General features: G+C 73.6%; 20 protein-coding genes and 1 pseudogene. 12 read left to right on the forward strand and 9 right to left on the reverse strand.

Features of this window, described 5'->3' with window-relative positions; genetic code table 11:
• Positions 1 to 138 precede the first annotated feature (138 nt).
• Together NAEX_RS12940 and NAEX_RS52080 are read right to left on the reverse strand one after the other, a co-directional pair.
• Positions 139 to 2,499, reverse strand: coding sequence for a protein kinase domain-containing protein (locus tag NAEX_RS12940; protein WP_245913689.1), 2,361 nt, complete (start codon positions 2,497 to 2,499; stop codon positions 139 to 141).
• Positions 2,500 to 2,902: 403 nt separating this feature from the next.
• Positions 2,903 to 3,070: a VOC family protein gene (locus tag NAEX_RS52080; RefSeq protein WP_211302404.1), complete on the reverse strand. Its 168-nt coding sequence runs from the start codon at positions 3,068 to 3,070 to the stop codon at positions 2,903 to 2,905.
• A 293-nt stretch (positions 3,071 to 3,363) separates the two neighbouring features.
• On the opposite strand from NAEX_RS52080, the pseudogene NAEX_RS54505 reads away from it, so the two are divergent.
• Positions 3,364 to 3,426, forward strand: a pseudogene (locus tag NAEX_RS54505) (hypothetical protein); the annotation flags it as partial.
• 261 nt (positions 3,427 to 3,687) lie between these two features.
• Here the strand turns inward: NAEX_RS54505 and NAEX_RS12955 are convergent.
• On the reverse strand, positions 3,688 to 5,187 hold the full coding sequence (locus NAEX_RS12955; RefSeq protein ID WP_143141079.1) for a DUF4215 domain-containing protein: 1,500 nt from the start codon (positions 5,185 to 5,187) through the stop codon (positions 3,688 to 3,690).
• A 389-nt stretch (positions 5,188 to 5,576) separates the two neighbouring features.
• Here NAEX_RS12955 and NAEX_RS12960 point away from each other — a divergent pair, with 389 nt between their 5' ends.
• Positions 5,577 to 6,854 (forward strand): NHL repeat-containing protein, encoded by a 1,278-nt coding sequence (locus tag NAEX_RS12960; RefSeq protein ID WP_143825572.1) that lies wholly within the window; start codon positions 5,577 to 5,579, stop codon positions 6,852 to 6,854.
• Positions 6,855 to 7,059: 205 nt separating this feature from the next.
• Here NAEX_RS12960 and NAEX_RS12965 read toward each other — a convergent pair whose 3' ends face one another.
• Positions 7,060 to 7,953 (reverse strand): LysR family transcriptional regulator, encoded by an 894-nt coding sequence (locus tag NAEX_RS12965; RefSeq protein WP_096327817.1) that lies wholly within the window; start codon positions 7,951 to 7,953, stop codon positions 7,060 to 7,062.
• Between the two features lie 114 nt (positions 7,954 to 8,067).
• Between NAEX_RS12965 and NAEX_RS12970 the strand changes: the two genes are divergently transcribed.
• The 8 genes from NAEX_RS12970 (at position 8,068) to NAEX_RS13005 (ending at position 16,287) form a co-directional block, all read left to right on the forward strand.
• The gene (locus NAEX_RS12970; protein ID WP_096327818.1) at positions 8,068 to 8,811 is read left to right on the forward strand and encodes an SDR family NAD(P)-dependent oxidoreductase; all 744 of its coding nucleotides are present in this window, start codon (positions 8,068 to 8,070) and stop codon (positions 8,809 to 8,811) included.
• A 358-nt stretch (positions 8,812 to 9,169) separates the two neighbouring features.
• On the forward strand, positions 9,170 to 10,957 hold the full coding sequence (locus tag NAEX_RS12975) for a TolB-like translocation protein (protein ID WP_143141080.1): 1,788 nt from the start codon (positions 9,170 to 9,172) through the stop codon (positions 10,955 to 10,957).
• Between the two features lie 234 nt (positions 10,958 to 11,191).
• The gene (locus NAEX_RS12980) at positions 11,192 to 12,151 is read left to right on the forward strand and encodes a hypothetical protein (protein ID WP_096327820.1); all 960 of its coding nucleotides are present in this window, start codon (positions 11,192 to 11,194) and stop codon (positions 12,149 to 12,151) included.
• Between the two features lie 18 nt (positions 12,152 to 12,169).
• Positions 12,170 to 12,358, forward strand: coding sequence for a hypothetical protein (locus tag NAEX_RS12985; protein ID WP_143141081.1), 189 nt, complete (start codon positions 12,170 to 12,172; stop codon positions 12,356 to 12,358).
• A gap of 791 nt (positions 12,359 to 13,149) precedes the next feature.
• Positions 13,150 to 13,347: a hypothetical protein gene (locus NAEX_RS54235; protein WP_338042530.1), complete on the forward strand. Its 198-nt coding sequence runs from the start codon at positions 13,150 to 13,152 to the stop codon at positions 13,345 to 13,347.
• Between the two features lie 690 nt (positions 13,348 to 14,037).
• A complete protein-coding gene (locus tag NAEX_RS12995) occupies positions 14,038 to 14,826 on the forward strand; it encodes a class I SAM-dependent methyltransferase (RefSeq protein WP_096327823.1) in 789 nt (262 codons plus the stop codon).
• 181 nt (positions 14,827 to 15,007) lie between these two features.
• Positions 15,008 to 15,898 (forward strand): TIGR02587 family membrane protein, encoded by an 891-nt coding sequence (locus NAEX_RS13000; RefSeq protein WP_096327824.1) that lies wholly within the window; start codon positions 15,008 to 15,010, stop codon positions 15,896 to 15,898.
• On the forward strand, positions 15,895 to 16,287 hold the full coding sequence (locus NAEX_RS13005; RefSeq protein ID WP_096327825.1) for a hypothetical protein: 393 nt from the start codon (positions 15,895 to 15,897) through the stop codon (positions 16,285 to 16,287). The genes NAEX_RS13000 and NAEX_RS13005 overlap by 4 nt, the downstream gene beginning before the upstream one ends.
• A 199-nt stretch (positions 16,288 to 16,486) precedes the next feature.
• Here NAEX_RS13005 and NAEX_RS13010 read toward each other — a convergent pair whose 3' ends face one another.
• Positions 16,487 to 19,201: a serine/threonine-protein kinase gene (locus NAEX_RS13010; RefSeq protein WP_096327826.1), complete on the reverse strand. Its 2,715-nt coding sequence runs from the start codon at positions 19,199 to 19,201 to the stop codon at positions 16,487 to 16,489.
• Between the two features lie 175 nt (positions 19,202 to 19,376).
• On the opposite strand from NAEX_RS13010, the gene NAEX_RS13015 reads away from it, so the two are divergent.
• Complete coding sequence (locus NAEX_RS13015; RefSeq protein WP_100793315.1) at positions 19,377 to 19,769, forward strand: hypothetical protein; 393 nt, start codon at positions 19,377 to 19,379, stop codon at positions 19,767 to 19,769.
• A 123-nt stretch (positions 19,770 to 19,892) separates the two neighbouring features.
• Here the strand turns inward: NAEX_RS13015 and NAEX_RS13020 are convergent, their stop codons facing one another.
• The 4 genes from NAEX_RS13020 to NAEX_RS13035 form a co-directional block, all read right to left on the reverse strand.
• Entirely contained in the window at positions 19,893 to 21,701 is a 1,809-nt protein-coding gene (locus NAEX_RS13020) for a hypothetical protein (RefSeq protein ID WP_096327828.1), read from the reverse strand.
• The gene (locus tag NAEX_RS13025) at positions 21,644 to 22,708 is read right to left on the reverse strand and encodes a serine/threonine-protein kinase (protein WP_170135682.1); all 1,065 of its coding nucleotides are present in this window, start codon (positions 22,706 to 22,708) and stop codon (positions 21,644 to 21,646) included. Before NAEX_RS13025 ends, NAEX_RS13020 begins: the two co-directional genes overlap by 58 nt.
• Positions 22,709 to 22,724: 16 nt before the next feature.
• The gene (locus NAEX_RS13030; RefSeq protein ID WP_143141083.1) at positions 22,725 to 23,714 is read right to left on the reverse strand and encodes an ADYC domain-containing protein; all 990 of its coding nucleotides are present in this window, start codon (positions 23,712 to 23,714) and stop codon (positions 22,725 to 22,727) included.
• 62 nt (positions 23,715 to 23,776) lie between these two features.
• Positions 23,777 to 24,739, reverse strand: a complete 963-nt coding sequence (locus NAEX_RS13035) for an ADYC domain-containing protein (RefSeq protein WP_143141084.1) — start codon at positions 24,737 to 24,739, stop codon at positions 23,777 to 23,779.
• 193 nt (positions 24,740 to 24,932) lie between these two features.
• On the opposite strand from NAEX_RS13035, the gene NAEX_RS13040 reads away from it, so the two are divergent.
• Positions 24,933 to 26,321, forward strand: a complete 1,389-nt coding sequence (locus tag NAEX_RS13040) for a sigma 54-interacting transcriptional regulator (protein WP_170135683.1) — start codon at positions 24,933 to 24,935, stop codon at positions 26,319 to 26,321.
• Positions 26,322 to 26,767: the final 446 nt, after the last annotated feature.

Genomic DNA, 26,767 nt, shown 5'->3' on the forward strand with positions numbered 1-26,767 from the left:
TCCCCGGGCCGCCGGAAAGCGCAGGCCCTGAGCACCTGCCCCTTCAAGCATGTCCGTTCGATCATGCTCACGGGGCATGCGCTTTCGCGCATGCCCCGGAAACCATGCCCTTCAGGGCACGCCCCGCTCAACAATTCTTCATACGATCCACATCGCCTCGACGCGCTGCGCCACGGTGCGCCGGACCTTGAAGAAGCGCGGGTCGGAGCGGACCGACGCCAGCGCCGGGCACAGGTCGAGCCACTCGAGGTCGATGAGGCGGGCGTCGCAGGCGCGCTCGATGAGGGTCAGGCAGTCGTCGTGGAAGCCGCGGAGGGCCATGATCTCGGCGCCGACCTGACAGGTCGACGTGTACATGCGCGGGCTCGGGCCGGCCTTGAAGAACTCCTCGAGGCCGGCCAGCATCTCCTCGCGCGAATAGTCGCCGAGCACCCCGTGGGCGAAGAAGCTGACCGCGTTCTCGCGGTCGCCCTGGGTCGTCGCGCGCGAGCGCTCGAGGCAGGTCCGCACGGTGTCGAGGTCGCCGAACCAGCCGGCCACGCGCACGCGGGTGATGAGGGCCTGGAAATGGAAGTGCGGCTGATGCTCGAGCTTGTCGATGAACTCGTGCAGCGCGCCGAGGTCGCGGCGGAGCGCGTGGACGCGGGCCACGTGGGCGTAGGCCTGCAGCAGGCTCGGCTCGAGCGACGCGGCCAGGCGGGCGCGACTGACCCCGTCCTCGATGTTGCCGGCCTCGCACTGCAGCTGCGACAGGTACTCGTGGGCGTGGGCGTAGGTCGGCGCCAGCTCGAGCGCCTTGACGAACGCCTTGACCGCGTCGCGCCACTCGCCGACCTGGACCTCGTACATCCCGCGGGCGAAGTGCGACTCGGCGAGGTCGGGCGCCAGCTCGAGCGCGCGGGTCACCGCCTGCCGCGACAGCGCCGCGAAGTCGCGCGGCGCGCCGTGGCGGTCGCCGAAGAACCACGCGCGCGCGCAGGCGACCGCGTAGCTGGCGATCGCCGGGCGGAACATCGGCGCCGCCTGCAGCGCCTCCTCGAGCAGCTCGATCGCCCCGTCGGGGCCGACCACGTAGCTGCCGAGGATCTTGCGGCGGGCCCGGCGGTACAGCGCGATCGCCTCGGGCGTGCCGGTGCGGCGGTGGGCGTAGGTCGTCAGCTCGACGCGCAGGCCCTCGGCGATCTTCTTGCTGACGATCTCCTGCGCCTCGAGCAGGTCGTCGGCGCGGGCCTCGAAGCGCTCGTTGTAGACCTGCAGCCCGGTCTGGACCTCGACCAGCCGCGCCTGCACGCGCAGCAGCGTCGGCGTCACCTGCAGCGTCGCGTCGACCACCATCGCCGCGCCGAGCTCGGTGCCCACCGCTCGCGGGTCACGGGCGTCGCGGTAGCGGGCCGTCGCCCCGCTGCCGAGCACCCGCATCCCGCCGGTCTGCGACAGCACGTCGATCACCGCGTCGGTCAGCGTCTCGCCGAGGTACGCCGTCGCCGGCGGGCCCTGGTAGCGCAGCGGCAGCACCGCGACCATCGGCGGCGTCAGCGCGCTGGTCGGCGTGGTCGCGTTGGGGTGGTGGCGCCCTGTCGCCAGCGTCGCCAGCGGACCGGCGCCGCTCGAGATCGTCTCGCCGCTGCCGATCAGCCACGACCGCAGGCGCTCGGCGATGGCCGCGGCGCTGGCCGGGCGCTGACCTGGCTCTTGGGACAGGCACTGCCGCACCAGCTCGGCCAGCGGCGCGGGCGCGTCGGGCCGGACCGCCAGCAGGTCGAGCGGCGGCTCGGACAGGCGGGCCAGCGCCGCCGCGAACGCGGTGTCGCCGGCGAACGGCAGGCGGCCGGTCAGCATCTCGAACAGCACCAGGCCGACGGCGTAGAGGTCGGTGCGGGCGTCGACCGGCGCGCCGGCGACCTGCTCCGGGGCCATGTAGACCGGCGTGCCGAGCAGTCCCTGCGTATGCTGGCCGTCGAGCGGGCGGGCGATGCCGAAGTCGGTGAGGACCACGCGGCCCTCGACCTCGAGCAGGATGTTGGCCGGCTTGAGGTCGCGGTGGACCACCCCGGCCGCGTGGGCCGCCGTCAGCGCCTCGCACACCGACAGGGCGATGCGGGCCGCGCGGGCCGGGGCCAGGCCCGAGCCCCCCGATTCGTCGCGGATCAGCTCCTGCAGCGTGCTGCCCTCGACGAACTCCATGATCAAGAACGGCACGCCGTCGTGCTCGCCCATGTCGTGGGTGCGGGCCACGTTGGGGTGGCTGATCCGGCGGGCCAGGCGGACCTCGCGGCGGAAGCCCTCGAGCTGCTTCGGCGTCACCGACTTGCCGAGCACCTTGAGCGCGACCACGTCGCCGACCAGCACGTCGACCGCGCGGTACACGGCCCCCATCCCGCCGCGCCCGGCGAGGGCTTCGATCCGGTAGCGGTTGGCGTAGAGCTCCCCGCGCGGCGTCTCGTGCGGGACCTCGTCGCCGCGCAGGGTCGGATCGACCTCGTGAAGCGGCCTGGACACGGACGCGAGCTTAGCAGGTGCCCCCCCGGGAGCGCCGCGCGCCGCGAGGCGTTCGCGGCCGCGGCGCACCTGGAGCTTCCGCACCTGCCCGCCCCGCGAGCGCCGCGTCACCCCTGGAATAGCGACCGCCAGCCGCGGCCGCGCGTCTCGAGCGCTGCGGTCCGCGGCCGCAGGTCGCAGCCCGTGAAACTTTTTCCGGGCCACGCAGCGGACTCATGCGGCCTTGCGAGATCTGCGGCGCCTCGGCGGGAGCGCTGCGTCAGCGAGCACCGGTTGCCGGAGTCGTAGGTGCGCTTGCAGTCGGCGGTTTCGAACACCCCGCCGCCGAAGCAGCCCTTCGCTACGAGGCCGCGGACGGTCGCCACCGTCGCCTCGTCCATCATCGGCGACGGCCTCAGCGGCATCAGCACCAGCTCGAGGTCGGCTGGCCTTTGGGACCGACGGTGAGCCAGCGGAACTCGCCCATGCGCTCGTCGTGACGGACCTCGAACCCGAGCTTCTCGGTGTAGAACGCGCGGGCCCGGTCCTGATCGAGGACGTAGATGGTGGTGTGAGACAGGCGTTGGATCATGGTGCGGAGAGGCTGCCAGGCCTCGCCTGCGGACGCTTCTTCGATCTTGCGAAACCGCGCCGACGGGCCCAGCATCCACGCATGCGGCCGCTCCCGCCCGACGACGTGTTCCGCCGGCTGGTCGCGCTGCGCGACCGCCTCCACGCCGACCCGGCCGCCGCGCCGCGCCAGGCCGAGCTGGCGCCAGGCCGGGCTGTCGCAGTTCCACCTCCTGCGCCGCTACAAGGAGGCCTTCGGCGTCACGCCGCACCAAGGACCTCACCCGCCTGCGCATCGAGCGGGCCAAGGCGCTGCTGGCGGCCGCCGTCGCCTCGGTCACCGAGGCCTGCTTCGAGGTCGGCTTCGCCAGCCTCGGCTCGTTCAGCGCCCTGTTCGCCGAGCGAATCGGCTGCCCGCCGAGCGCCTGGCGGCGGCGCTTCTGGCAGGTCGCAGCCCTGCCGCAGGGCCGCGCCCGCATGCGCGTCCCGTGGTGCTTCGTCGTCCACTTCGCCGGCGCCGGCGCCGTCGACGCGGCGCTGCGCCGACCCTCCGGCGCTCCGCATGCCCTTGTGGACATGCCCTGTCAAACATGTCCCGAGGCGCCGTCTGGGACATCACCGGCGACCGCGCCCCCCCTCTCAGCGGACGAAGATCTGCCCCGGCTTGCCGTTGAGGTCGCCGCCGACGCAGGTGTCGTAGCACGTGCGCCAGCCGCTGCCGGTCAGGCCGAAGCCGTTGCCGTCGACGTCGCGCATGTGGAACGTGTCGACGTTGCTGGTGAAGCCCATCCACGCCAGCATCGACGCGCCGGTCGGGCAGGCGCCCTGGATCGCCGTCGGCTCGCCGATGTAGTAGTGCGTGTTCTGGTGGACGTCGACGAAGTTGGCGACCACGGTGTGGCGGTAGATCGTGCCGGCGAACGCCTTGCTGCCGGCGTGGTCGCCGAACAGCACCTGCGTGAACTGGAGGCCCTTGCCGGCGACGTCGAGCGAGTAGGCGTTGCCGTCGTCGGCCAGCGAGCCCTGGGCCGCGCGCCAGCCGAAGCTGCCGCCGCCGTCGGTGTCGGCGCAGCCGGGCGCGCTCGGGGTGTTGCGCGAGCGGCCGACCAGCGTCCAGCCGCCGCCGTCGATCGTCATCTCGCAGTACACGTCGAACGGCATGCGCGGGCCGTCGCCGTCGACGTCGATCTGGTAGACCCCGTTCGGCGTGCTCGGCAAACCGCTCTTGAGCTGCTTGCAGTTCGTCGGCAGGTTGCACGAGCCGTTGACGCAGGCCCCGGTCGAGCAGTCGGTGTCGACCGCGCAGTTCTTGCCCTTGTTGCAGGTCTTGCACGACCCGCCGCAGTCGATGTCGGTCTCGCTGCCGCTCTGGATGCCGTCGCTGCAGGTCGAGGTCTTGCACTCGACCGTGCAGGCGTCGAGGTTGCCGAGGTTGGCGTCGTCGCACTCCTCGACCCCGGCCTGCACCGCCCCGTCGCCGCACTCCGCATTCAAGCAGGTGTTGAGGCAGGCGTCGGTGTCGACCTGGTTGCCGTCGTCGCACTCCTCGCTGGGCTGCAGCGCCCCGTCGCCGCAGGTGGCGCTCTTGCACATCGCCGTGCAGGCGTCGGCGTCGTCGCCGTTGCCGTCGTCGCACGCCTCGCCCGGCCCGACGATCCCGTCGCCGCAGGCTGCCAGCGCGCAGGCGTTGGTGCAGTCGTCGGTATCGGTCATGTTGCCGTCGTCGCACGCCTCGCCCGGCCCGACGATCCCGTCGCCGCAGCCGGCCGCCACGCACGCGCCGGTGCAGTCGTCACTGTCGTCGCCGTTGCCGTCGTCGCACGCCTCGACCCCCGCCTGCACCAGCCCGTCGCCGCACACCGCGAGCTTGCAGCCGGCCGTGCACTCGCCGGCGTCGTCGTTGTCGCCGCCGAGGTCGCACTCCTCGTCGCCCTCGACCTTGCCGTCGCCGCACTCCGGCATCGGCGGCTCGGTCGCGCCGCCGCCCATGTCGTCGCCCGGGCCGCTGGTCGGCGCGCTCGTCGACACGTCCGTCGTCGCGCTCATCGTCGTCGGCGCGGTCATCGTCGCCGTCGCCGGCATCGACCCGAACCCCGTCGTCGGATCTTCGCCGGTGGCACAGGCGAGCCAACAGGACACGGCGACCACGAGACACGGAGGGGCGAGGCGGTTCACGGCGCAGCACGCTATCAGATGGGGCCGAAGCCCCTCAAGGCGCGCGAATCCGTTGCTGCGCGGCCGCCTGTGCATCTGCCGGCGCCGCGGCGCCGGCGCGCGATCACGCCCCGCCCGGGCCCTGCCGGCGCTTGGCCGCGGTCGCCTCCACGCGGCGGTGGCATCATTCGCAGCCGGGCCGATGCACTCTTGCAGGCGTCGATGACATGTCCCAGAGGACATATGATGACATTCGGAGATCGCGCCCGCTGCGCCTCCCACCTCCGCGCCGCGACACCGGCGTCGTGGAGACACGCACGCGGGGCCGCCACGACGCCCTGGCGGCCCTCGCCGGCTTCGGGCATCCTTCATCGATGACTTACGTTATGGGCCGAAGCATCACACTGTGGAGCGTGGCCGGGCTGCTGGCGGGCTGTGGCCCCGGAGCAGCCGGCGAGACCGGCGGCGACTCGACCGGAGACAGCGCCTCGGAGTCGAGCGCCGCCGACACCGGGCCGAGCACGGGCATCCCCGGCACCACGAGCCCGACCGACTCGAGCGCCACCGAGCTCACCAACCCGACCGACTCGAGCGTCACCGACCCCACCTCGCCGACGGAGGCGACGGGCGGCGTCGACACCGACGGTCAGACCGACACCAGCGACACCTCCTGGATGCCGGACCCCGACCTCCCGCAGTTCCCCTGCGAGGACGCCCTGTGGAATTACGTCGATCCAGCGCCGAGCGTGCCGGCGCACGCCCGCGTCGACTCGCGCGGGCACCTGCGCGTGACGAGCACCTGGTCGGTCCTCGACTTCGACGCGGGCGGCAACCTGGTCGGCCAGATCGATCCGGCCCCGCCGTGGGGCTGGGGCGGCATCGACGCGGCCGACAACCTCTACGTGTCGTTCCGCGACGAGGTCGCCGGCCGCAAGGGGCTGCGCAAGTTCGACGTGGCCGGGGCGCTGCTGTGGGAGATCGATCGCGGCCCCGCGCCCGACATCGACGACTTCGCCGGCCACGTGACGGTCGCCCCCGACGGCACGACGCTCGTCAGCGACGAGCAGCTCGACCGCGTCGAACGTTACGACGCCGCCGGCGCCGTCGTGTGGGACCAGGAGATCGTCGACAAGCCGTTCACCGAGGTGTTCGCCATGAACGCCGCCGGCGTCGCCGTCGCCGTGCGCCACGGCCCGCAAGGCGCCGTCCTCGCCCTCGCGCCCGACGCGAGCGTGCTGTGGGAGCACCCGTTCCCGTCGGACCCCTCGGCGCTCGCCGACATCGACGAGCAGGGCAACGTGACCGTGGTGAACCGAAACACGCCGACCACCCGGCTCGAACGCCTGGGGCCCGACGGCTCGGTGCTCGCGTTCGTCGACATCGAGACCCCCGACATCGTCGGCAACCGGGTCCAGGCCCTCGCCGCGAACGAGGCGGGACAGAGCGTCCTGGCCTCCACCGGGCTGCTGAACGGTGAGCCGATCACCCTGGTGATGCGGCACAAGGCGAACTTCGACGGCGACGGGGGGTACTTCTGCGAGGTCGGCACGACGGCCCGCGCGGTCGCCATCGACGAGGCCGGGAAGTACTACCTCGCCGGGACCGTGCTGGCCGAAGACGGCGAGCACCTGTTCGTGGCCGCGTTCGACTGATCGCCGCCGCGAGCCGGCATGCCTGTCCCTCGGGACAGATGTGCCCCCCGCCGCGCCGGCTCGCCGCGGGGGCCGGCAGCGCCGCGTCGAGCTCGACGCTCGAAGGACATGCGCTCACGGGCATGTCCCTTTGATCAGGTGGCGGCGCCGCATTTTCAGCAGGGCAGAACATGTCCAACAGGACATGTTTCACATGCCATCCTCGTCACGCCAGCGCGCGGCGGAGGTGCTCGACGAACGCGCGCACCCGCGGCGCCCCGCGCAGCTCGACGCGGTAGAGCGCGGCCACCGACGCGCCCGCCGTGGTCCACTGCGGCAAGATCGCCCGCAGCTTGCCGGCGGCCAGCTCGGGCGCGACCAGCCAGTCGGGCAGCAGCGCCACCCCGACGCCGGCGACGGCGGCGTCGCGCAGCACCGCCAGCACGTTGCAGGCCAGCACCTCGCGCACCGCGACCGTCTCCTCGCGCGGCGGGCGGGTGAACCGCCAGCGGGTCGCCGGCGCGCCGGAGCCGAACACCTGGACCAGCGCGTCGTGGCGGGCCAGCGCGGCCGGCTCCTTCGGCTCGCCGCGGCGGCGCAGGTAGCTCGGCGCGGCCACGGCGACGCGGGGCACGGTGAGCAGCGGCACGGCGATCAGCGCGTCGGAGCTCGGGGGCAGCAGCGTGGTCGCGCGGATCGCCACGTCGATGCCGTCGCCGACCAGATCGGTGAGGCGGTCTTCGAGGCGCAGATCGACGCGCAGGCGCGGGTGCGCGGCCAGCAGCGCCGGCAGCGTCGGCGCCACCCGCAGCCCGCCGAACGTCACCGACGCCGTTACCACCAGCCGGCCCTCGACCGCGTCGCGGCGGCGCGCCGCCGCCTGCGCCTCCTCGACCTCCCGCAAGATCTGGACGCAGCGCTCGTAGTACGCCCGACCCACCTCCGTCACCGTCAAGCGCCGCGTCGTCCGCAGCACCAGCGTCGCCCCGAGCTCCTCCTCGAGCGCGCGGAGCTGGCGGCTGATCGCCGGCGTCGACAGGCGCAGGCGCCTCGCCGCGGCCGCCAGGCTGCCGCCCTCCACGATCCGCACGAACGTCGCCATCTGGCTCAGGAGGTCCATGCGGCGAGCTTTTCCGATTGTTGCGCGCGACGCAAGAGCTCCTTGAGCCCGTCGGGTCTACTGCGCGCGGCCGCTTGCCGTCATGTTCTGCCGCACACAGCGAGGCAACCCACCATGACGAATTTCACCGACAAGGTCGTACTCATCACCGGCATCACTTCGGGCATCGGCCGCGCGACGGCGCGGGCGTTCGCCGCCGCGGGGGCCAGGCTCGTGCTCGGCAGCCGCGACGCGGCCGCCGGCGAGGCGCTGGCGGAGGAGCTGCGCGGGCGCGGCGGCGCGGCGCTGTTCGTCGCCACCGACGTCACCGCGCCGGGCAGCCTCGAGGCGCTCGTGGCCGCCGGCCTGGCCCGCTTCGATCGCCTCGACGTCGCCGTCAACAACGCCGGGGTCGAGGTCACGGGGCCGATCGACGGCGGCGACGAGGCGGCCCTCGACCGCGCCTTCGACACCAACGTGAAGGGCGTGTGGCGGGCGCTGCGGGCCGAAGTCCCGGCGCTCATGCGCGGGCCCGGCGGCGCGATCGTCAACCTCAGCTCGGTCGCCGGCCTGCGCGGCATGCCGGGCGCGAGCGTCTACGCCGCGACCAAGTTCGCCGTCGAGGGCCTCACCCGCTCGGCCGCGCTCGAGCTCGCGCCGCACAAGATCCGCGTCAACGCCGTCGCCCCGGGCCCGGTCGCCACGCCGATGCTCGACCGCTTCACCGGCGGCCACCCCGAAGTCATGGCCCAGCGCGTCCCCCTCGGTCGCCTCGCCGCGCCCGAGGAGATCGCCCGCGCCGTGCTGTGGCTGGCCTCCGACGACGCGTCCTACGTCACCGGCACGACCCTCGCGGTCGACGGCGGCTTCCTGGCCTGACGCGAGCAGCAAGATGCAGCTGGCGACGCGAACGCTCGCGCGAGGTACCGCGATGGGTGCCCCCCGCGACCGCGAGTGGAGTCCGTCGAATGCGACGAGGTCGCCGGCGAACGGTGTGACCCGGGCCGAATGCCCTCAGTGGCCACCCGGCGAATCGCAGCCCTTCCCTCCGGCTAGCCGGCCGCGTCCTGGCCGCGACAGCGCCTCGTCGCGGTGGGCGAGCCGAACCGCACGAACTGTCCCATGGGACGCCCATGGGACAGTCCTCGCGCGGGCTGGTCGCCTTCGGCCACCGTCGCTCGCCAGGGCAATCATCGCCTCTCCGACGCGGTGGCATAGCTCTTGCTGAAGGGCGGGCATGTCGAAGACCCACGAAGATAACCTCGGTTCGGAGCTCCGCCCGACCCGGCTCGCAGCGGTCGCGCACGCTGCACGACGCTCCTATCCGCTGACCTTGTGGCTGACGCTGGCGGCGTGTCCCGGTCCGGGGCAGGAGCCCGCGGAGACCGCGAGCGAACCGGCGCCGTCGAGCACGTCCGGGACGACGTCGACCTCTGAGACCGCCACCGGGACCACCGGCGAGTCGACCACCGGTGAGCCGACCACCACGACCACCGGCGAATCGACCACCGGCGGCCCGACCGAGACACTGACCCGCGTCCTCTACCACCCCTACACCCCTGACGGAGTGCCGAACAGCGCATCGGCCGTGCGCTCGATCGACATCGTCGACGGCGTCCCGATGTCGCCCGTCACGGTCCTCGACCCCCCGACCCCCCTGGCTAACGCCCCGCTCTTCGTCCTCGAGCACCGCTGGCAGCCGTACTTCACGGGGCCGTTCGACGCGCCGCGCCTGTGGCTGGTCGACACGGAGTCCTCGACCTCGCACGAGGTCGCGCTGCCGCCGGAGGTCGATCGGGTCGGCGACACCTTCTTCTCGCGCCAGGACAGGTACCTGCTCGCGCTCACCCACCCGCCCGGCAGCTACGCCGACATCTATTATTTCTGCGAAATCGGGCCCACGGGGGAGTGTGCGCTTCAGCTGTTCGATCCGCCGCTCGGCCGCAACAGCTACCCCGCCAAGATCATCGCCATGGGCGCGAGCGGACGGATCTGGTACAGGACCCAGGAAAAGGGCGTCGACGCCGAGGACGTGCTGCAGGTCGATCTCGCGACGCCCGACGCCCCCGTCCTGCTGCATACGTTCACCCTCGACGCGAACGGCGGCAGCGCCCCCTCGCTCGACGAGAAGACGATGTACTTCGGCTTCGAGGACGGTCGCCTGATGGCGAGGGACGTCAGCATCGACCCGCCCGGTCCGCTGGTGGAGCTGATCCCGCCGGTGGAAGCGAAGAAGTCTCTGTGGTCCGACGATGAGAAGGACATCGTGATGCACGTCTCTTCCGGCGATTGGGGCGACCTGTTCCACGTCAGCATCGACGGGACGTCCGCGGGACCGATGGTGCAGCTCAACACGGGCGCACCGTCGAATACCTTCTGGAAGCACCTGCAGTGGATCTCCGACAAGCGGGTCCTCTACCTCACCGATTTCGGCGCGCCGGGGACCACGCGGCTCTACATGGCCGACACCAAGACCCCCGACGCGCCGCCCCAGCAGGTGAGCGGGTCGCTGCCGCTGACCGGCTCGGTCGAGTCCGCCATGGTGCTCGCCGATCCGACGCACGCCCTCTACCTCGCGCGCCAGACCGAGGACGGCGCGGACGACCTGTACCGGGCCAGCCTCGATCCGCCCGGCGAGGCCCACAAGCTCAACGGGCCGCTGGCCGCGGGCGAGTCGGTGCCGGGCTACCTGTGCGACGCCACGAGCGACGGCACGCGCGTGCTGTACGGTCGCCGGACGGAGGCCGATGGGCCCGATCGCCACGACGTGTTCCTCGTCAACTTCGACGGCGAGGTGCCGCTCCCGCCCGTCAACCTCTCGAGCGCGTTGCCCGACGGCATCGACGGCAACAACGGCGGACGGTTCTCGGCCGACGGCACCCTGGTCTTCTTCGGGGGCGCGAGCTCTGACGGTCATTACGGCCCGCTCTACATGGTGAAGCTGTCGCCTGAGATCGGCCCGCCCGTCCAGATCTCCGACCCGGGCGAGGCGATCCTCAGTTATTTCGTACTCCCGGCGAAATGACGTGCGTGTCCGACGGCGTCGCCGGCCCGGCCACCGCGAGCTCCGCGAGCCTGCCTGCCAGGGGTGACGCTCGCCTGTCTGCGGTCGGGACCCCAGCTCGGCTGGCTGTCCTGCTATTCCGACATCGCATGATCACGCTGTCTTACGATCGCACGATGATCAATCACGCTATCGCACGATCCCGTGATTCGCATGATCCCCGCCTTGAGATTCAGCCCTGCGGATGAGTTCGCCATGCATGAGACGCTCGCCAGCGCCGTCGCCGCCGTTCACCGCAAGTGCGACGAGGTCGTCCGGGACCCGCTGCTCGATCCGGCCCAGAGCGAGCTGCTCCTTGCGTTCTTCGCCCGGGCGCGGGCCGGCGAGGTCAGCCTGATGGCCGATCCCGCGGCCCTGCCGCTGCTCGTTGGGCTGTGCGAGTGCGGCAAGGCGAACGTCGACCTCGCGGCCGGCTGCACCCTTTATCATAGGGCCCTCCGGCTGTTCGACGACGGCTCGGAACACGACCTCGCTGCTCCGGGGGGCCCCCGGCGCGCGCGCGTCGCCGACAACGCCGCGCTCGCGCTGACCATGGTCGCGCTCGACACCCTCGCCGCGGCGGTCCCGGCCGGTAGGGCCGAGGCCGCGCGGCTGTCGCTGCGACGTCACTCGCTGCGGGCCGTGGCGGCCCGGCACCGCGAGCTCGGGGGCACGATCACCGGCGGCGAGGCCAGTGTCCGCGCCCACAACGCCGACAAGTCGTCCGGGTTCGCGCTGTCGGCCGAACTGGCGGCGGTCGCCGCCGGCTGCGAGCCCGAGCGCGTCGCGGCGTATTGCCGGATCGGCGAGGCGACAGCGGAGATCCGCCAGATCGACGACGACCTCCACGACCTGTTCGTGGGGCCGCGCAGGTGCGACCGCGAGCGCGACGCCCCGAGCTTCCCGCTGGCCTGCTTCGCCGCCCGCGCCCGCGCGGCCGAGCAGGCCGAGCTGCAGCGCCTGCGCGCCGAGCTGCCCGGCAGCCTCGACGCGATCCGCGAGCTGCTGCTGGCGGGCCCGGCGGCGCGCGCCTGCGCGGCGGCGATGGAGGCCGCGCGGCGGGCGGTCCACGCTGAGGTCGCCGCGCTGTTCCCCGCCGGCTCGGCGCTCGACCTCCACGCCGAGTTCGTCGACGCGGTGGTTGCCGAGCTGTACCGCCGGCTGCGATTAGCATGACCTTTGGAGCATGGCTTCATGACCATGTACATAATGCGTCTGCGCGACGAGATCGGCCTGCAGGTCCGCCGCGCCGGCCGCCCCCGCTACGGCCGACGCGCTGGCGGCCCGCGCCTGCATCTGCTCGCCCAGAGCCCGGCGACGGCGCTCGCCGGGGCGGGGCGCACCTATGGGCCTGTCCTCCGGGACATGACGCGCCCCGCGTGAGGCTCCCGCGACCTCGCCGGCGTCCGGCGCTTGCCGGGGTGGGGTCCCCGTGGCATGTCCTTGGGGACATGTCGCAACCCGCCACGCGTGAGGCTGCCGCGACCCCTCCGCGACGAGGCTCGCCAGGTGTGGGGCTCCCATGGGCATGTCCTTGGGCATGCCCACGGGGCGCGACGACCTGGCCCCCGAGCCACTCCGCCCCGGCGCCGGCGGCGGGCTTGCTACGAGCGGTGAGAAGCCGTGCCCGCCTTGCCGGCTGCGACGCCGAACTCGTCCGCAGTTGAAGCGAGCACCCGGCCGCTCTCGAGAATCGCGGCATCGCAGCCCAGCCGCTCTCGCTCACCGCAGGTCCGCAGTGGCCCGGCCGGCTCTGCCGGCAGTTTCCGCTGAGCCGCGACGCAGCCAGCCCGACGAGCCGCGCCGGCGCCGGAAGCTCGCGTGGCATGACGCGTGCAACTCGGGTTGGCTGCCCCCCGCCGCGCACCCGGGGGACGATCGCTCGCCGCCCTCGTCGCGCGCGCCTGCGGGGCCCGTCCGTGGCCGAGCGACCTCCTCGACTTGTTGACCCGCCGCCCGCGCGCGCCGCGGATCGACGACGCGCGCGATCACCTGGCGATCATACGTCGGGTCTTCTTCCGCGAGTTTGCCGCGGAGGTCCGCCTGGGCGCGGCGCTCGCCCTGTTCCGGGTGTTGCGATCCCGCAGCTCTCGGCGCTCCTCGCCGGCACCGGCCGGTGGACGCACACGCCGACGAGCCGCCTGGGGCGCACCGCCGACCTGCTCAGCGTCCTGGTGGAAGACGGCCCCGACGGCCCGTGTGGCGCCGCCGCGCTCGCGCGCATCAACGCCGCGCACGCCCGCCACCGCCTCGCCAACGACGACATGTTGTACGTCCTCACCACCTTCGTCACCGAGCCGGCGCGGGTGATCGAGCGCTACGGCCGGCGCCCCCTGCTCCCCGCCGAGCGCGAGGCCGCGTGCCGGTTCTGAGGCGGTGTCGGCCGGCGTATGGGCATTTGCGAGATCCCCGACAGCTTCGCGGCGATGGTCGAGCTGGCCCGAATTTACGAGGCGAGGCACCGCCACCCCGCCGAGTCCAACCGCGTCGTCGCCCAGGGCGCGCTGGCGGCGATGCTGCGGCTCCTCCCGCAGTGGACCGCCGTCGGCCGCTCGCCCTGTATGCCCTGCTCGATCCGCCGGTGCGCCGCGCTTGCGGCCTGCCCGAAGCCCCGCGCCCGCTGGCCTGGGCCCTCGCCCGCCTCGGCGCGGCGCGCCGCGGCCTCCGGACACTCGCGCGCGGCCGAGCACGGCGATCGGCTGGAGCGGCACGAATGCCGTGCGGATGCGGCTCGGCTCCTGCGCGGTGTACTGTCCTATCAGACATGTTGGATGCGACATCCAGGCCACGGCCCGCTCGTACCCCGTCTTTCTTGACATGACCGTGAGGACACGTCACCCACGGCGCTCGTCGGGGTCTCTTTCTTCATGTCCGGACGGACATGCCCCAAAAACCATATCATCCGGGACCCACGACCCCCCGCACGGCCCTTCCCTCGCCCGACCCTGGCGTCGTCGACCTTGCCTGTCTGAACGGACATGCCTCGAAAGCCAGATCATCCCCGACTCGCGGCCTCGCGCGCGGCCATTCCCTCGCCCGCGCTGGCGTTGTAGACTGCCGCCGTGCGCCTCGCCCCCGCCCTCCCGCTGCTCCTGCTGTGCGCCTGCGCCGCCCCCGTCGCCCGCGCCGGCGCTCCGCAGCCCGCGACGGCCGCCGCCCCGGTCGCTGCGCCCGCGGGCAGCGACGCCGTCGCGACCGCGAGCGCGCTCGAGGTCAGCGTCAAGCCGGGCATCAACGACGACTGGCGCGGGCGCGACACCCGGCGGCTGGTGCGGCGGCTCGAGTCCGAGTCGCGGGAGATCTGGGTCCAGCGCGAGCGCGTGGTCGAGGTCGTCGCCGCCCGGCCCGGGGCCGTCGTCGCCGACGTCGGCGCCGGCTCGGGCTTCCTCACCTTGCTGCTGGCGCGCGCGGTCGGCCCGGGCGGCAAGGTCTACGCGCTCGACATCAACCGCGGCCTGCTCGCCGGCATCGCCGCCGACGCGCGCGCGGCGGGGCTCGGCAACGTCGAGACGCTGGTGACGCCCGAGGACGGCACCCCGCTGCCGCCCGACTCGGTCGACCTCGTGTTCATGTGCGACGCCTATCATCACTTCGAGTACCCGCGCAGCATGATGCGATCGCTGCGCGCCGCCCTGCGCCCGGGCGGCGAGCTGGTGCTCGTCGAGCTCGAGCGGATCCCCGGCAAGACCAGCCAGGCGATGCTCGACCACGTCCGCGCCGGCAAGGAGGTGTTCCTCGCCGAGCTGCTCGCCGACGGCTTCGAGCTCGTGCGTGAGGAGGCGGTCGCGGAGCTGACCGAGAATTACGTGCTGCGCCTGCGCAAGCCGGGCGCGGACGCGGCGCCGCGCTGACGGCCCGGGTGCGTGCATTGGCCGGACGCCAATGCGATGAGTCGTCGGCCGCGATCGCAGCGCCGACGCCGCGCGCTGGCGCGCCCACGCGAGTTCGGACCGAGGCCGGAGCTCGAACTCCGCGCCGGCCGCGGGTCACCCGCGCTCGCGCGCGGCGCCGACGTGTTAGAAGGGGCCAGGCATGACCGCCGCGCCGACCGACGACCTCGAGCCCCCGCGCTCGCGCGCGAGCGCTCGCAGGCGCGGGCACCCGGTCGCGCAGTCGCTGCAGGAGTACGGGCGCGGGATCGCCGGCGGCCTGCTGTTCAGCCTGCCGCTGCTGTACACGGGGGAGATCTGGCGCGCCGGCGAGCTGCTCCCGCCCGAGCGCTTGCTGCTCGGCCTGGGCGGCGTGTTCGTGCTGCTGCTCGGCTACAACCGCTACGTCGGGCTGCGACAGGACGCGAGCCCGCTCGAGGTCGTGCTCGACTCGGTCGAGGAGCTCGGCCTCGGGCTGCTGCTCTCGGCCGCGCTGCTGGTCCTGCTGGGGCGGATCGGCGCCGACATGGCGGGGCCGGAGATCCTCGGCAAGGTGCTGGTCGGCGGGCTGGCGGTGGCGATCGGCGTGTCGGTCGGCACCGCCCAGCTCGGCGGCGGCGACGACGAAGACAGCGGCATGGCCGGCGAGCGCGGCGACCTGAGCTTCGTCGGGCAGATGGCGCTGTCGCTGTGCGGCGCCGTGCTGGTCGCCGCCAACATCGCCCCGACCGAGGAGATCCCCGAGATCGGCGGCACGCTGCCCGAATGGGCCCTGCTCGGCCTCACCGGCGTCACCCTGGCCGTCGGCGCGCTCGTCCTCCACTTCAGCGACTTCGTCAACACCTCCCGCCCCGGCGGCAGGGCGCGGGTCGCCGTGCTCAGCGGCTCGCTCGCCAGCTACGTCGCCGCCATCGTCGCCTCGGTCGCGCTGCTGTGGTTCTTCGACCGCTTCGCCGGCTGCGACCTGCGCGCCTGCCTCGCGCAGGTGATCGTCCTCGGCCTCCCCACCGCCATCGGCGCGTCCGCCGGGCGCCTGCTCCTCCAAGCGCGATGACCATCCGCAAAAATTGGCTCGAATGGACCGTGTTCGCCGTCGGCCTCGCGCTGGTGCTCGGGATCGTCGGCTACCTGATCGTCCAGGCGGTGCGCCACGAGGACCGACCGGCGCGGCTCGGGATCACGATCGGCGACGCCTCGCGCTCCGAGGACGTCGAGCCGCCGCACTTCGTGGTCCCGGTGACCGTCACCAACCACGGCGACCGCACCGTCGTCGACGTCCACGTCGAGGTCACCCTGGTCCGCGACGGCGCGCCGGTCGAACGCACCGAGCTCACCCTGCCCGAGGTGCCCCGCCGCTCGAGCCGCGCCGGCGCCTCGACCCTGCAGACCGAGCCCGCCCGCGGCCAGCTCCGCGCCCGCGTGCTCGGCTACAGCGAGCCCTGAGCCGCGCCGGCGTCTCCTTCTGAAAAAATGTCCGAAAGGACATTTCATGAATGAATGACCTGGCCTGGACAGCACCGAGGGCCCGTCGTGCTCCATTCATCACATGTCCTCAAGGACATATTATGATTCGCCCGGGCGCCCTTTCGTCGTGCGTCCCATATCCCTCAAACCATGTCTTCCAGGACATCTGAAGGCACATCTACCCCGCGCGGAACTGCGGCCCGAGCTGCGCCAGCGCCTGCTCGACCTCGGCGTACTCCTGCGCGCGCCCCGGGTCGCGCTTCAGCAGCGCGCGCGCCTGCTCGAGCGCGACTCTGGCGGCCGCGACCTCGCCGGTGCCCTGCAGCGCCTTCGCCTTGTTGCGCAGGAGCAGCAGCAGCAGCTCCTCGCCGGGCTGGCCGGCGGCGCGGGCGACCGGCTCGGCGGACGCGAACCGCTGCAGCGCCTCGGCGTGGCGCTGCAGCGCCACCAAGCTCTCGCCGAGGTTGCCCTCGGTGATCGCGCGGTGCAGGTGTCCTTCGGGCAAGATCCGCTCCTGCAGCCGCAGCGCCTCGCCGTAGGCCGGCACCGCCCCGGCGAAGTCGCCCCGCCAGTGGAGCACCGCCCCGAGGTTGACCAGCGCGGCGGCCAGATCGGGGTGGTCGGCCGGCAGCACCTGGCGGTAGATCGCCAGCGCCCGGCGGGCGTGGTGCTCGGCGCGACCGAGCTCGCCCGCCGCGCTCGCCTGGCCCATCAGCGACGAGTGGGCCCGCCCGCACTCGACGCAGACCGAGCCGTAGGTGTCGGTCCAGATCGCCAGCGCCTCGTCGAGCAGCTCGCGCGCCCGCGCCGGATCGGTCTGTAGCAGCAACGCCCCGAGGTCGTGGGCCACGCGGGCCCGCTGCGGGTGCCGCGGCGACAGGTGCTGCGCGCACAGCTGCTGCGCCTCGGCGAAGCGCGCCAGCGCCTCGTCGTGGCGGCCGAGGGCGCCGAGCGCGTTGGCCAGGCTCTGCAGCGTGCGGATCGACTCGAGCAGCGGGCCGCCGCTGAAGCGCAGCCGCTCGTGGGCCTCGCGGTGGAGCCGGACCGCCTCGGCGGGGCGCCCCTCGGCCACGGCCGCGACCCCGAGCGCGTTGAGCAGGGTGGCCCGGCGCGGCCCGCTGTCGCCGATCCGGTCGAGCAGCGCCTGGGCCCGGCGGGCCCGCTCGCGCAGGCGCTCGGGGTCGACGTGCAGGCGCGCCGCCACCGTGGCCAGCGCGACCCATCCGCTCGCCGTGGTGTCGTCGAGCCCGTGCGCCTCGGCGACGTCGATCGCCGCGAGCAGGTCGCTCTCGGCCGCCGCGATCTCGCCGTCCTCGGCCCGCATGCGCCCGACCGTCAACGACGCGTCGGCCAAAAGCCCCGGGTCGCCGACCGCCTGCGCCCGCGCCCGCACCTGCTCCGCCAGCCGCAGCGCCTCGCGCCGCTCGCCGGCGGCCGCCTGGGCCCGAGCGGCGATCAGCGCCCGCCGCAGGGCGTCGACGAGACCTGTCTCCTCGGACATGTCTTCGAAATCACCCGCGGTGCGACAGCCGTCGATCGCCGGCAACGCCTCGACCACGCCCATCGCCTGCTCCGCGTCCGCGCCGCCGGCGAACGCCAGCAGCTCGGCCGCGCGGCCGAGCGCCTGGGCCGCGCGCTCCAGGCACGCGACCTGCCGGTGGACCCGCGCCGCCGTGTCCGCGGACAGCTCGGCCGTCGCCTCGCAGGCCCGCAGGCGCGCGGCTCGCCACGCGTCGGCGTACTCGTCGAGCGCCGCCGTGACGCGCCGGCCGAGCGCGCGCGCGTACTCGCCGGGCGCGGCGAAGCTGGCGGCCAGCGCCTCGCGCTGCGGAGCCCCCCACGCGCCGTCGATGCCCCGCGTCGCCGCCGCGCACGAGGCCGCCCGCGGCCCCTCGCCCTCGGACGCCATCAGGCCGGCGAACCCGCCCGTCACCAGCAGCACCACCGCCACCGCCACGCCCCGCCACCAGCGCGCCGGGTCGCGCTCGAGCGCGGCGACCAGCGGCTCGAACGTCGCGTAGCGCTGCGAGGCCGCCGGCGCCAACCCGCGCGCCAGGGCCCGGTCGATCCGCCGCGGCACCTCGCGCCGGCGCGGCCGCGTCGCCGTCGGGTCGCTGCGGTACTCCGGGCGCTGCCCGTGCAGCGCCTCGTACAGCGACACGCAGAAGCTGTAGATGTCGCTGCGGACGTCGGGCGGTCGACCGGCGCGCTGCTCCGGCGCCATGTAAGCGGGCGTGCCGACCACCGCCCCGGTCCGCGTCAGCGGCGAATCGAGCGACGGCGAGGCGATCGGCGTGGCGGCCGGCGGCGCCTCGCCGGCGACGTCGACGGCGACGCCGGTCGGGCGGGCCAGGCCGAAGTCGACCACGTACACGCGGCCGTCGTCGCCGACCAGCACGTTGTCGGCCTTGAAGTCGCGGTGGACCAGGCCGGCCGCGTGGGCCGCCTGCAGCCCGCGGGCCGCGGCCACGTACTTGGCGACCGTCTCCCGCCACGGCCGCGGCTGCTCGCGCTGCCACGCGCGCAACGTCTGCCCGTGGATCCGCGCCATCACGATGAAGATCTGGCCGCGGAATTTCCCGATCTCGTGGATCTCCACCACGTTGGGGTGACGGACCTGCGCCAGCAGCCTGGCCTCGCGCAACAGCCGGCTCTCGAACGACCCCGGCCCGTCGACGCGCGCCAGCTTGATCGCCACCTCGCGCCCGAGCATCGGGTCGTGCGCGGCATAGACCGTCCCCATGCCGCCGGCGCCGATCCGGCCGATCACGCGGTAGCGGCCGATCGTCCGCGGCTCGTCCTCCTCGGGCGGCGGCTCGACGAGCGACGGCGCCTCGACGTCGACCGTGTCGCGGTCGACGAGCGGCTTGCTCTCGCGGGTGGTGTCCTCCACGTCACCGCCTCGAAGCGTGCGATTCTCCTGCAGAGAGCCGGTAACACGGGGCCCGCGGCGTGACAAGGGCCTCGCGAGGGCGGTATCACGCGAATGGTCTTGCGCCCCCGGCGGGCACGCCGTGGACGCCGCGCGGTAGCCCGGCCCCGCGCACTTGCTATAGAGTCCCGCCGCGATGGCGAACTACACATCGACGATTCCCGTGCTCTTCACCGAGGCGACCGACAGCTCCGGCTATGTGCTCTTGCTCGAGTCCGACGCCGCGGCCGCGTCGCCGCCGCAGATGAACCCGCGCGACGAGGTGACCGCCACCACCACCGCCAGCTCGGTCCAGTGCACCGTCGACTCGTCGAACGGCGCCCCCGAGGTCACCGGCGTCACCGCCATCCCGATCGGCAGCGCGCCGTCGGTCTCGTTCACCGGCAGCGCCGGGGTGTACACCGCCACGTTCCCGGCCACGCTGACCACCGACTACTCGTGGCGCATCGAGGTCACGATCGACGCCGAGCCGCGGTTCGGCAAGCGGATCGTGCTCGACCCGATCCTCATCATCCGCAAGACCAATTGAGCCCCCGTCCGGTCGACCCGGACCGCGCACGAGACGCGAATCACCCTGCGCTGATTCGCGTCTCGTGCGATTCAATTTATCATACATGTCCCTCCGGACATATTCGCAATCGCGGTTCGAGCCTCACGGCGCGTGCGCGGCCAGCCACGCGTCGAGGGCGGCGACGCGGGCCGCACCGGCCTCGCCGCGGCCGGCGTGGAACGCCCGCGCCTCGCTCGCCAGCTCGCGCGCGCGAGCCCGGCCGGCCGGGTCGGCCCACTCGAGCTCGGCCAGCAGCGCGGCCGCCCGCGCGCGATGAAACCGCGGCAGCGCGTCGATCTGCCGCTCCGCCAGGCGCGCGAACACCTCGTGCGCGCGGCCCAGCAGCGCCCGCGCGGCCTCCCGGTCGCCGCGGCCGAGCTCCGCCTCGCCCTTCACCAGCCAGGCCTCGGCGCGCTGCAGCTCGAGCCAGGGCCGCTCGGCGGTGGCGTACGGCGCCCACAATGCGGAGGCTCGCTCGCCGGCCGCGATCGCCGGCGCGAACTCGCCGCCGAGCAGCGCGACGTGGGCCCGCGCGAGCTGCCGGCGCGCCGCGAGGTCGGCCCGGTCGATCTCGGCCTGCGGCGCCCCGGCGTCGCAGGTCTCCGCCTCGGCGTAGCGCGCCAGGGCGGCGGCGACGTCGCCGCGCTCGCGGGCGATGCCGCCGCGCAGGAGGCCACAATCGGCGCACGACGGGCCGAGCCGCGCGCTCGGGGCGAACACGCGGGCGTAGCCGGCGCAGGCGTCGGCGAGCTGCGCGTCGGCCTCCGTCAAGTCGAGCGCGGTGCGGCCGCGGTACAGGCGGAGGCCGAGCAGGTCGGGGTGGTCCTCGCCGAGCAGCTCGCGGAGGATCGCCTCGGCCCGCGTGAACCCGTCGCGCCGGCGCGCCGGATCGTCGGCGAGGACCGCGGACCCGCGCAGGAAGTTGGCCGACTCGAACGGGTCGGCGTCGACCACCGACGCGAGATCGGCGGTCGCCTCGGCGATGGTCGCCCGCGCCGTCGCCAGGTCGCCGGCCGCCACGTGCACGTAGGCGAGGTTGGCCAACAGACGGCGGCGGGCGAACGCGTGCGGGCCCTGGCGATCGACCAGCACCTGCGCCACCGGCACGTCGGCGAGGATCACCTCCGGCCGCTCGTCACCGGTCTGCGCCCGCGCGTAGACGAGGCGGGCGACCACCTCGGCGGCCGTCGGCTCGTCGCCGGCCGCCAGCGCGTCGGCGAGGGCGAGCCGCAGCGCGCTCACGGCCTCGGGCCAGGCGCTGCGGACCATGGCCACCCGCGCCGCGGCCAGGCGCGCCTGCCCGATTAGCCCGCGCGCCGCGAGCGCCTCGGCGTCGGCCTGCGCCCCGGCGATCTCGCGCGCCGCGTCGTCGAGGCGACCGGCGTCGGCGAGCGTGCGCGCGCCGTCGAGGCGCTGCTCGACCGCCGCCGCCTCGCGCGCGCGCTTCGGGTCGCGGGCGGGCGCGGCCAGCAGCGCATCCACCCTGGCGCAGTCGGCGATCGCCGGCAAGCCGGCCACCGCGCGGACGACGTCGTCGCCGGGCCGGGCGGCGCGGGCCAACCGCACGGCCCCCTCGAAGGCGCTGCGGCGGCGGTCGAGGCAGCGGCGGCGGAGCTCGTGGACCGCCTCCGAATCGTCGCCGCGGCGGTGGTCGAGGCAGGCCTCGCGGCGCGCGTCCGACCACGCGTCGGCGTAGCGCTGCAGCCCCTCGCTCACCCGCGCGCGCTGCCCCGGCGCGCGCACGACCTCGGCCAGCGAGCTCGCCAGCCCCGCCTCGACCTCGTCGTTCCACAGCTCGGTCAGCCCTGCCTCCGCGCCGCTGCAGGCCGCCTCGCCGGTCGGCGCCACCCACGTCAGCGCCGCCGCGGCCGCGCCCCCGCCGAGCGCGACCAGGCCCCCGCGAGCAGCCACCGCCGGCGCCGCGCCCCGCGGTCGTGCGTGAGGTCGGCGAGCAGCCGCTCGACGCTCGCCGGCCGGTCCGCCGGCGCGTAGGCCAGGCCGCGCCGCAGCTGCTCGAACATCGCCCGCGGCACCGGGCTCGCCGCCGGCGGCTCGGCGACTTTGCCCGCGCGCATGTCGGCGAGCAGCGTCCCCAGGTCGTCGGCGCGGAACGGGCGGCGGCCGTAGAGCGCCTCGTACAGCGCCACGCAGAACGCGAACAGGTCGCTGCGCGCGTCGGCGCGGCCGCCCTCGAACTGCTCCGGCGACATGTACGCCGGCGTCCCGAGCAGCGCCCCGCTCTGCGTCAGCGGCACCGCGAACGCGCCGGGTGCCGTCGCCGCCGGGTCCTTCGCTGCCGCAGCCTCTTCGCCGCCGAGCTGCCGCGCCAGCCCGAAGTCGGCGACCCGCGCCCGCCCGTCGCCGCCGATCAGCACGTTGTCGGGCTTGAAGTCGCGGTGCACGATCCCCGCCGCGTGCGCCGCCGCCAGCCCGCGCCCGGCCTCGACGAACACCCGCACGATCGTCCGCCACGGCCGCGGCCCGGCCTCCAGCCACGCGCGCAGCGTCTGGCCCGCGACCAGCTCCATCGCCAGGAACACCTGCCCCTCGTGCACGCCGACGTCGTGGATCTGCACCACGTTCGGGTGTGACAGCCGGGCGAGCGCCTGGGCCTCGCGCAGCAGGCGGACGCTGGACTCGGGCCCGGCGGCCAGCAGCTTGAGCGCGACGCGGCGGTCGAGCTCCGGGTCGTAGGCCGCCAGCACCACCCCCATGCCGCCGGCGCCGAGCCGGTCGATCACCACATAGCGGCCGACGCGGCCCGACGTCGGCACCGCGCGCTGCATCCCCGCGTCGCTGGCCTGCGCCGTGCGGTTCGAGGCCTCGGTATCGGCGATCGGCGACGGCGCCCCGCCGGGCGACGGCGTCGCCGGGCTGCGGCGCTCGCCGGTGCGGGTGATGTCGACGTGGGCGCTCACGATCCGACCTGCACTTTCAGACATCTCCGGGCACGCGCCAGGTCGTCCACTCGTGCGCCGTCGCCTGCATCTCCGCCGTGCAGGCCGGCAGGGTGCAATGGGCCGCCACATCGGCGAGCGTCGCCAGCCGCGGGTTGCTCAGGCAGAGCGCGCCGTCCTCGTCCCACAGCGCCTCGACGTCGGACCACGAAGGCGGTTCGTGGGGGGCCAGCGTCTCCGCCAGGTTCTGCCAGTCGAGCGCCGTGCCGTCGGCCGTGAACGAGGTGCCGTCGCCGCAGTAGTCGGCGGTGATCATGCGGATCGTCGCCTGGCGCTGGCGCGGCGACGCCGGCGCGCTCTGCCCCGGGAAGTTCTGATTGGGGCCGTAGCCCATCTGCTTCATCTTGAAGACCGCGTTGCCGCGGCAGGCGATCGTGATCCAGTCCGGGCTCACCGTGACCTGCTTGCTGCCCTCCTCGTAGAGCTCGCCGCGGATGATGGTCGTGGCGACCACGTCCGGGCCGTCGTCCTGGAAGTCCGGGCACACCGAGTAGAGCTCGGTGTAATTGGCCGAATGGTGGTAGGCGAGGGCGTAGCCGGAGATCGGCGGGGCCGCTTCGACATACGAATCGAGCTCGCCCTCGCGCTTGAGGATCTCGATGTCGAGCTCCTCGGCGGGCTCGGCGATGTACAGCTTGATCGTCCACCCGACCAGCTCGTCGCCCACGGCCAGCGGCGTGTCGGCCATGAGGTCCCACGCCGCCAGCTCGTCGCCCACCGTGCGCAGCGCGTACAGGGTGCCGAGCGGGTCCTCGACCCCGAGCACCCGGACACCGGCCTCGTTGGGCTCGCCGAGCAGGTTGAGCGTGTCGATCGGGTACAGGTTGGCGTGCGCCGAATTCGAGCCGTTCCCCCCGCAGTTGGGGCAGCCGGTGTCGCGGAACTCCGGCTCGCCGTCCTCCTCGCCGGCACAAGCCCCGCCGATCGCCATCACCCCGAGCGAACAAACAACCGTAAGCATACGCATGTTCACGACTCCGCCTCCTCTTCGCCGTCGCGCTCGCCGCCGTGCCTGTACTTTCGGACAGTTCAGGGCGCCTTGTAGGTCGTCCACTCGTGGGGCACCGTCGCCGCCATCTGCGGCGTGCAGAGCGGCAGGTTGCACAGGTTCTGGACCACGCCCAGCGTCGTGTATCGCGGGTTGCTGAGGCAGATCGCGCCGTCTTCGTTCCACAGCGCCTCGACGTCCGCCCACGCCGACCCGTACGCCGACGTCACCGTCCCCGCGTCGTTCTCCCAGCCGACGTGGGTGCCGGTGAGGGTGAACGAGTGGCCGCCGCCGCAGTAATCGGCGGTGATCATGCGGATCGTCGCCTGGCGGTTCTCCAGCGGCGCGGGGTCGGTCAGCCCGGGGAAGTCCAGGTCGGGGCTGTAGCCGAGCAGCTTCATCTTGAACACCGCGTTCTCCTCGCAGGCGATCGTGATCCACTCGCCGTTCACGGTGATGTCCTTCGTCTCGTCGTCGTACAGCTCGCCGCGGACGATGGTCGCCTTGATCACGTCGTCCCCGTCCTCCTCCGGGTCCGGGCAGATCGAGTACAGCTCGCCGGGATTGTCCGGGTTGTGGTACGCGAGCACGTAGGCCGACACGTCGGGGCCGTCCGTCGCCCACGACTCGAGCATGTCGTGGTCGACGACCTCGATGTCGATCGTCCCCGCCTTCTCCTCGTGCAGCTTGATCGTCCAGCCGACGAGGTCCTCGCCCACGGCCACGAACGTGTCGGTCGCGGTGTCCCACGCCGCCAGCTCCTGTCCCGCGGTGCGCAGCGCGTACGTGGTGCCGACCGGGCTCTTGATCCCCGTCACCGTGACGCCCGCGTCGTTGGGCCACCCGTACAGGTTGAGCTGGTCGATCGGATAGCCGTTGGCGTTGGCCGAATTCGAGCCGTTCCCCCCGCAGTTGGGGCACGCCGTGTCGCGGTACTCGAGCTCGTCGTCGCTCTCGGGCGCGCTCGGACAAGCCGCGGCCGTCATCCCGATCGAACAAATCACCGTAATCATACGCATTTTCATGAAATCCATCTCCGTCGTGAGCCTCGACGGACCTGAGAGCACCGCTCGTTCCACCCGCACTTCCTCAGTCGATCTCCGAGCTTACGCGCGACCGGGCGGATTTGCCCTGGTTGACCCCGCGAGGGCGCATGAGACAACATCGCGGTTGTCCCCGGGGACACCGGGTTGTCCCATGGTATCGCGCCAGCGCCCCGACGACGATGTGACACTGGAGCGCTCGCGCACGGCCGAGGTCGCGCCCGAACGGAGTTCCACCGGCGCCGCCCGGCTGGCGCTCGTCCACCCGCCCGAGCTCCGGCGCAGCATCGACCTCGGCTCCGGGACGATCACCCTCGGCCGCCAGCCGCCGGGTCCGAACGGCCTCGCCCTCGCCCACCCGACCCTGTCGCGGGTCCACGCCGAGCTCCGCTTCGACCGCGGCGCCCACTGGCTGCGCGACCTGCAGTCGCGCAACGGCACCTGTCTGCAAGGACAGGCGATAAGCGAGCTGCCGCGCGCCCTCAATCACGGCGCGGTCATCCGCATAGGCGACGTCCTGCTGGTGTACGAGGCGGCCCAGGACCCGCGCGGGCGCGTCGATCCGCCCGAGGTCGATCGCGCCGCGATCCCGGGCGACTCGCTGGCGATCGCGGCGCTGCGCAGCGCTGTGCTGCGGGTCGCCGGCCAGCGCAGCCCGGCGCTGGTGATCGGCGAGACCGGCACCGGGAAGGAGCGGATCGCCGCCGAGCTCCACCGGCTCAGCAAGCGCCGCGGCGAGCTGATCGTGGCCAACTGCGCCGCCCTCAGCCCGACGTTGATCGAGAGCCAGCTGTTCGGCCACGACCGCGGGGCGTTCACCGGCGCCAGCCAGCGCGCCAGCGGCCTGTTCCGCGCCGCCGAGGGCGGCACCCTCGTGCTCGACGAGCTCGGCGAGCTGCCGCTCGAGCTCCAGCCCAAGCTGCTGCGCGCGATCGAGTACGGCGAGGTCATCCCGGTCGGCTCGTCGCGGGCCCAGAACGTCGACGTGCGGGTCGTCGGCGTCACCAACCGCGACCTCGGCCGCGAGGTCGAGGCCGGCCGGTTCCGCCGCGACCTCTACGCCCGCCTCGCCCTCGCCGAGCTGCGCGTGCCGCCCCTGCGCGAGCGCCGGGCCGACCTGCTCGACTGGCTCGACCGCCTGTTCGCCCCCGGGCCCGGCACCTTCGCCGCCGCGCTGTCGACCAGCGCCGCCGAGGCCGTGCTGCTCCACGCCTGGCCCGAGAACCTCCGCGGCCTGCACCGCCTGGTGATGGACTGCGGCAGCCTGACCGCCCCGATCCGCCCCGGCCAGCTGCCGGCGTGGCTGAGCGCCCCGACGCCCGCCGCCTCACCGCCCCCGCCGCCGAGCGCAGCCGACGAGCCTGCGCCCGCCGTCAGGGAGACCCGCCACTATCGCCCCCGCCCGCCGCGCGAGGAGCTGCTGCGCGTGCTCGAGGAGCACGAGTGGAGCATCCGCGCGACCGCCCGCCACTACGAGCGCGACCGCAAGCAGATCAGCCGGTGGATCGAGTTCTACACGATCGCCCTGCCGAGCCGCGACTGAGGCGAATCACGGCATGACCTTTCAAACATGGCTTACGAGTCATGTCCTGAAGCACACCTCGCGCGCCTCCTCGCCGCTCGCCCCGCGCCCGTGATACCCTGCCCGCGATGGCCCCGACCGCCCCGCCGCGCCTGCCGGTCCTCGCGGTCGGCGTGATCGGCCACGTGCAGGACGGCAAGACCCATCTCGCCGCCGCGCTCACCCGCATCACCGCCGGTGGGCCGCGCGTCTACGGGGAAGTGCTCGACGACTGGGAGCACATGCCCTTTGCAGCCTGTCCGAAACGACCTGCATGGACCCGAGCGGCACGCGCTCGGCGTCATGGCCGTACAACCAGGCGAAGCTGGCGAGCGACAGCCGCCGCAACACGCGATCGCGGGCCCACGACCGCCCTCCCGGTCGTTCCTCACAGGTTGGAGGCGACGCGCAGGAACAGCCGGACGAAC

The sequence above is a fragment of the Nannocystis exedens genome, assembly GCF_002343915.1.
GTDB classification, from domain to species: Bacteria; Myxococcota_A; Polyangia; order Nannocystales; family Nannocystaceae; genus Nannocystis; species Nannocystis exedens.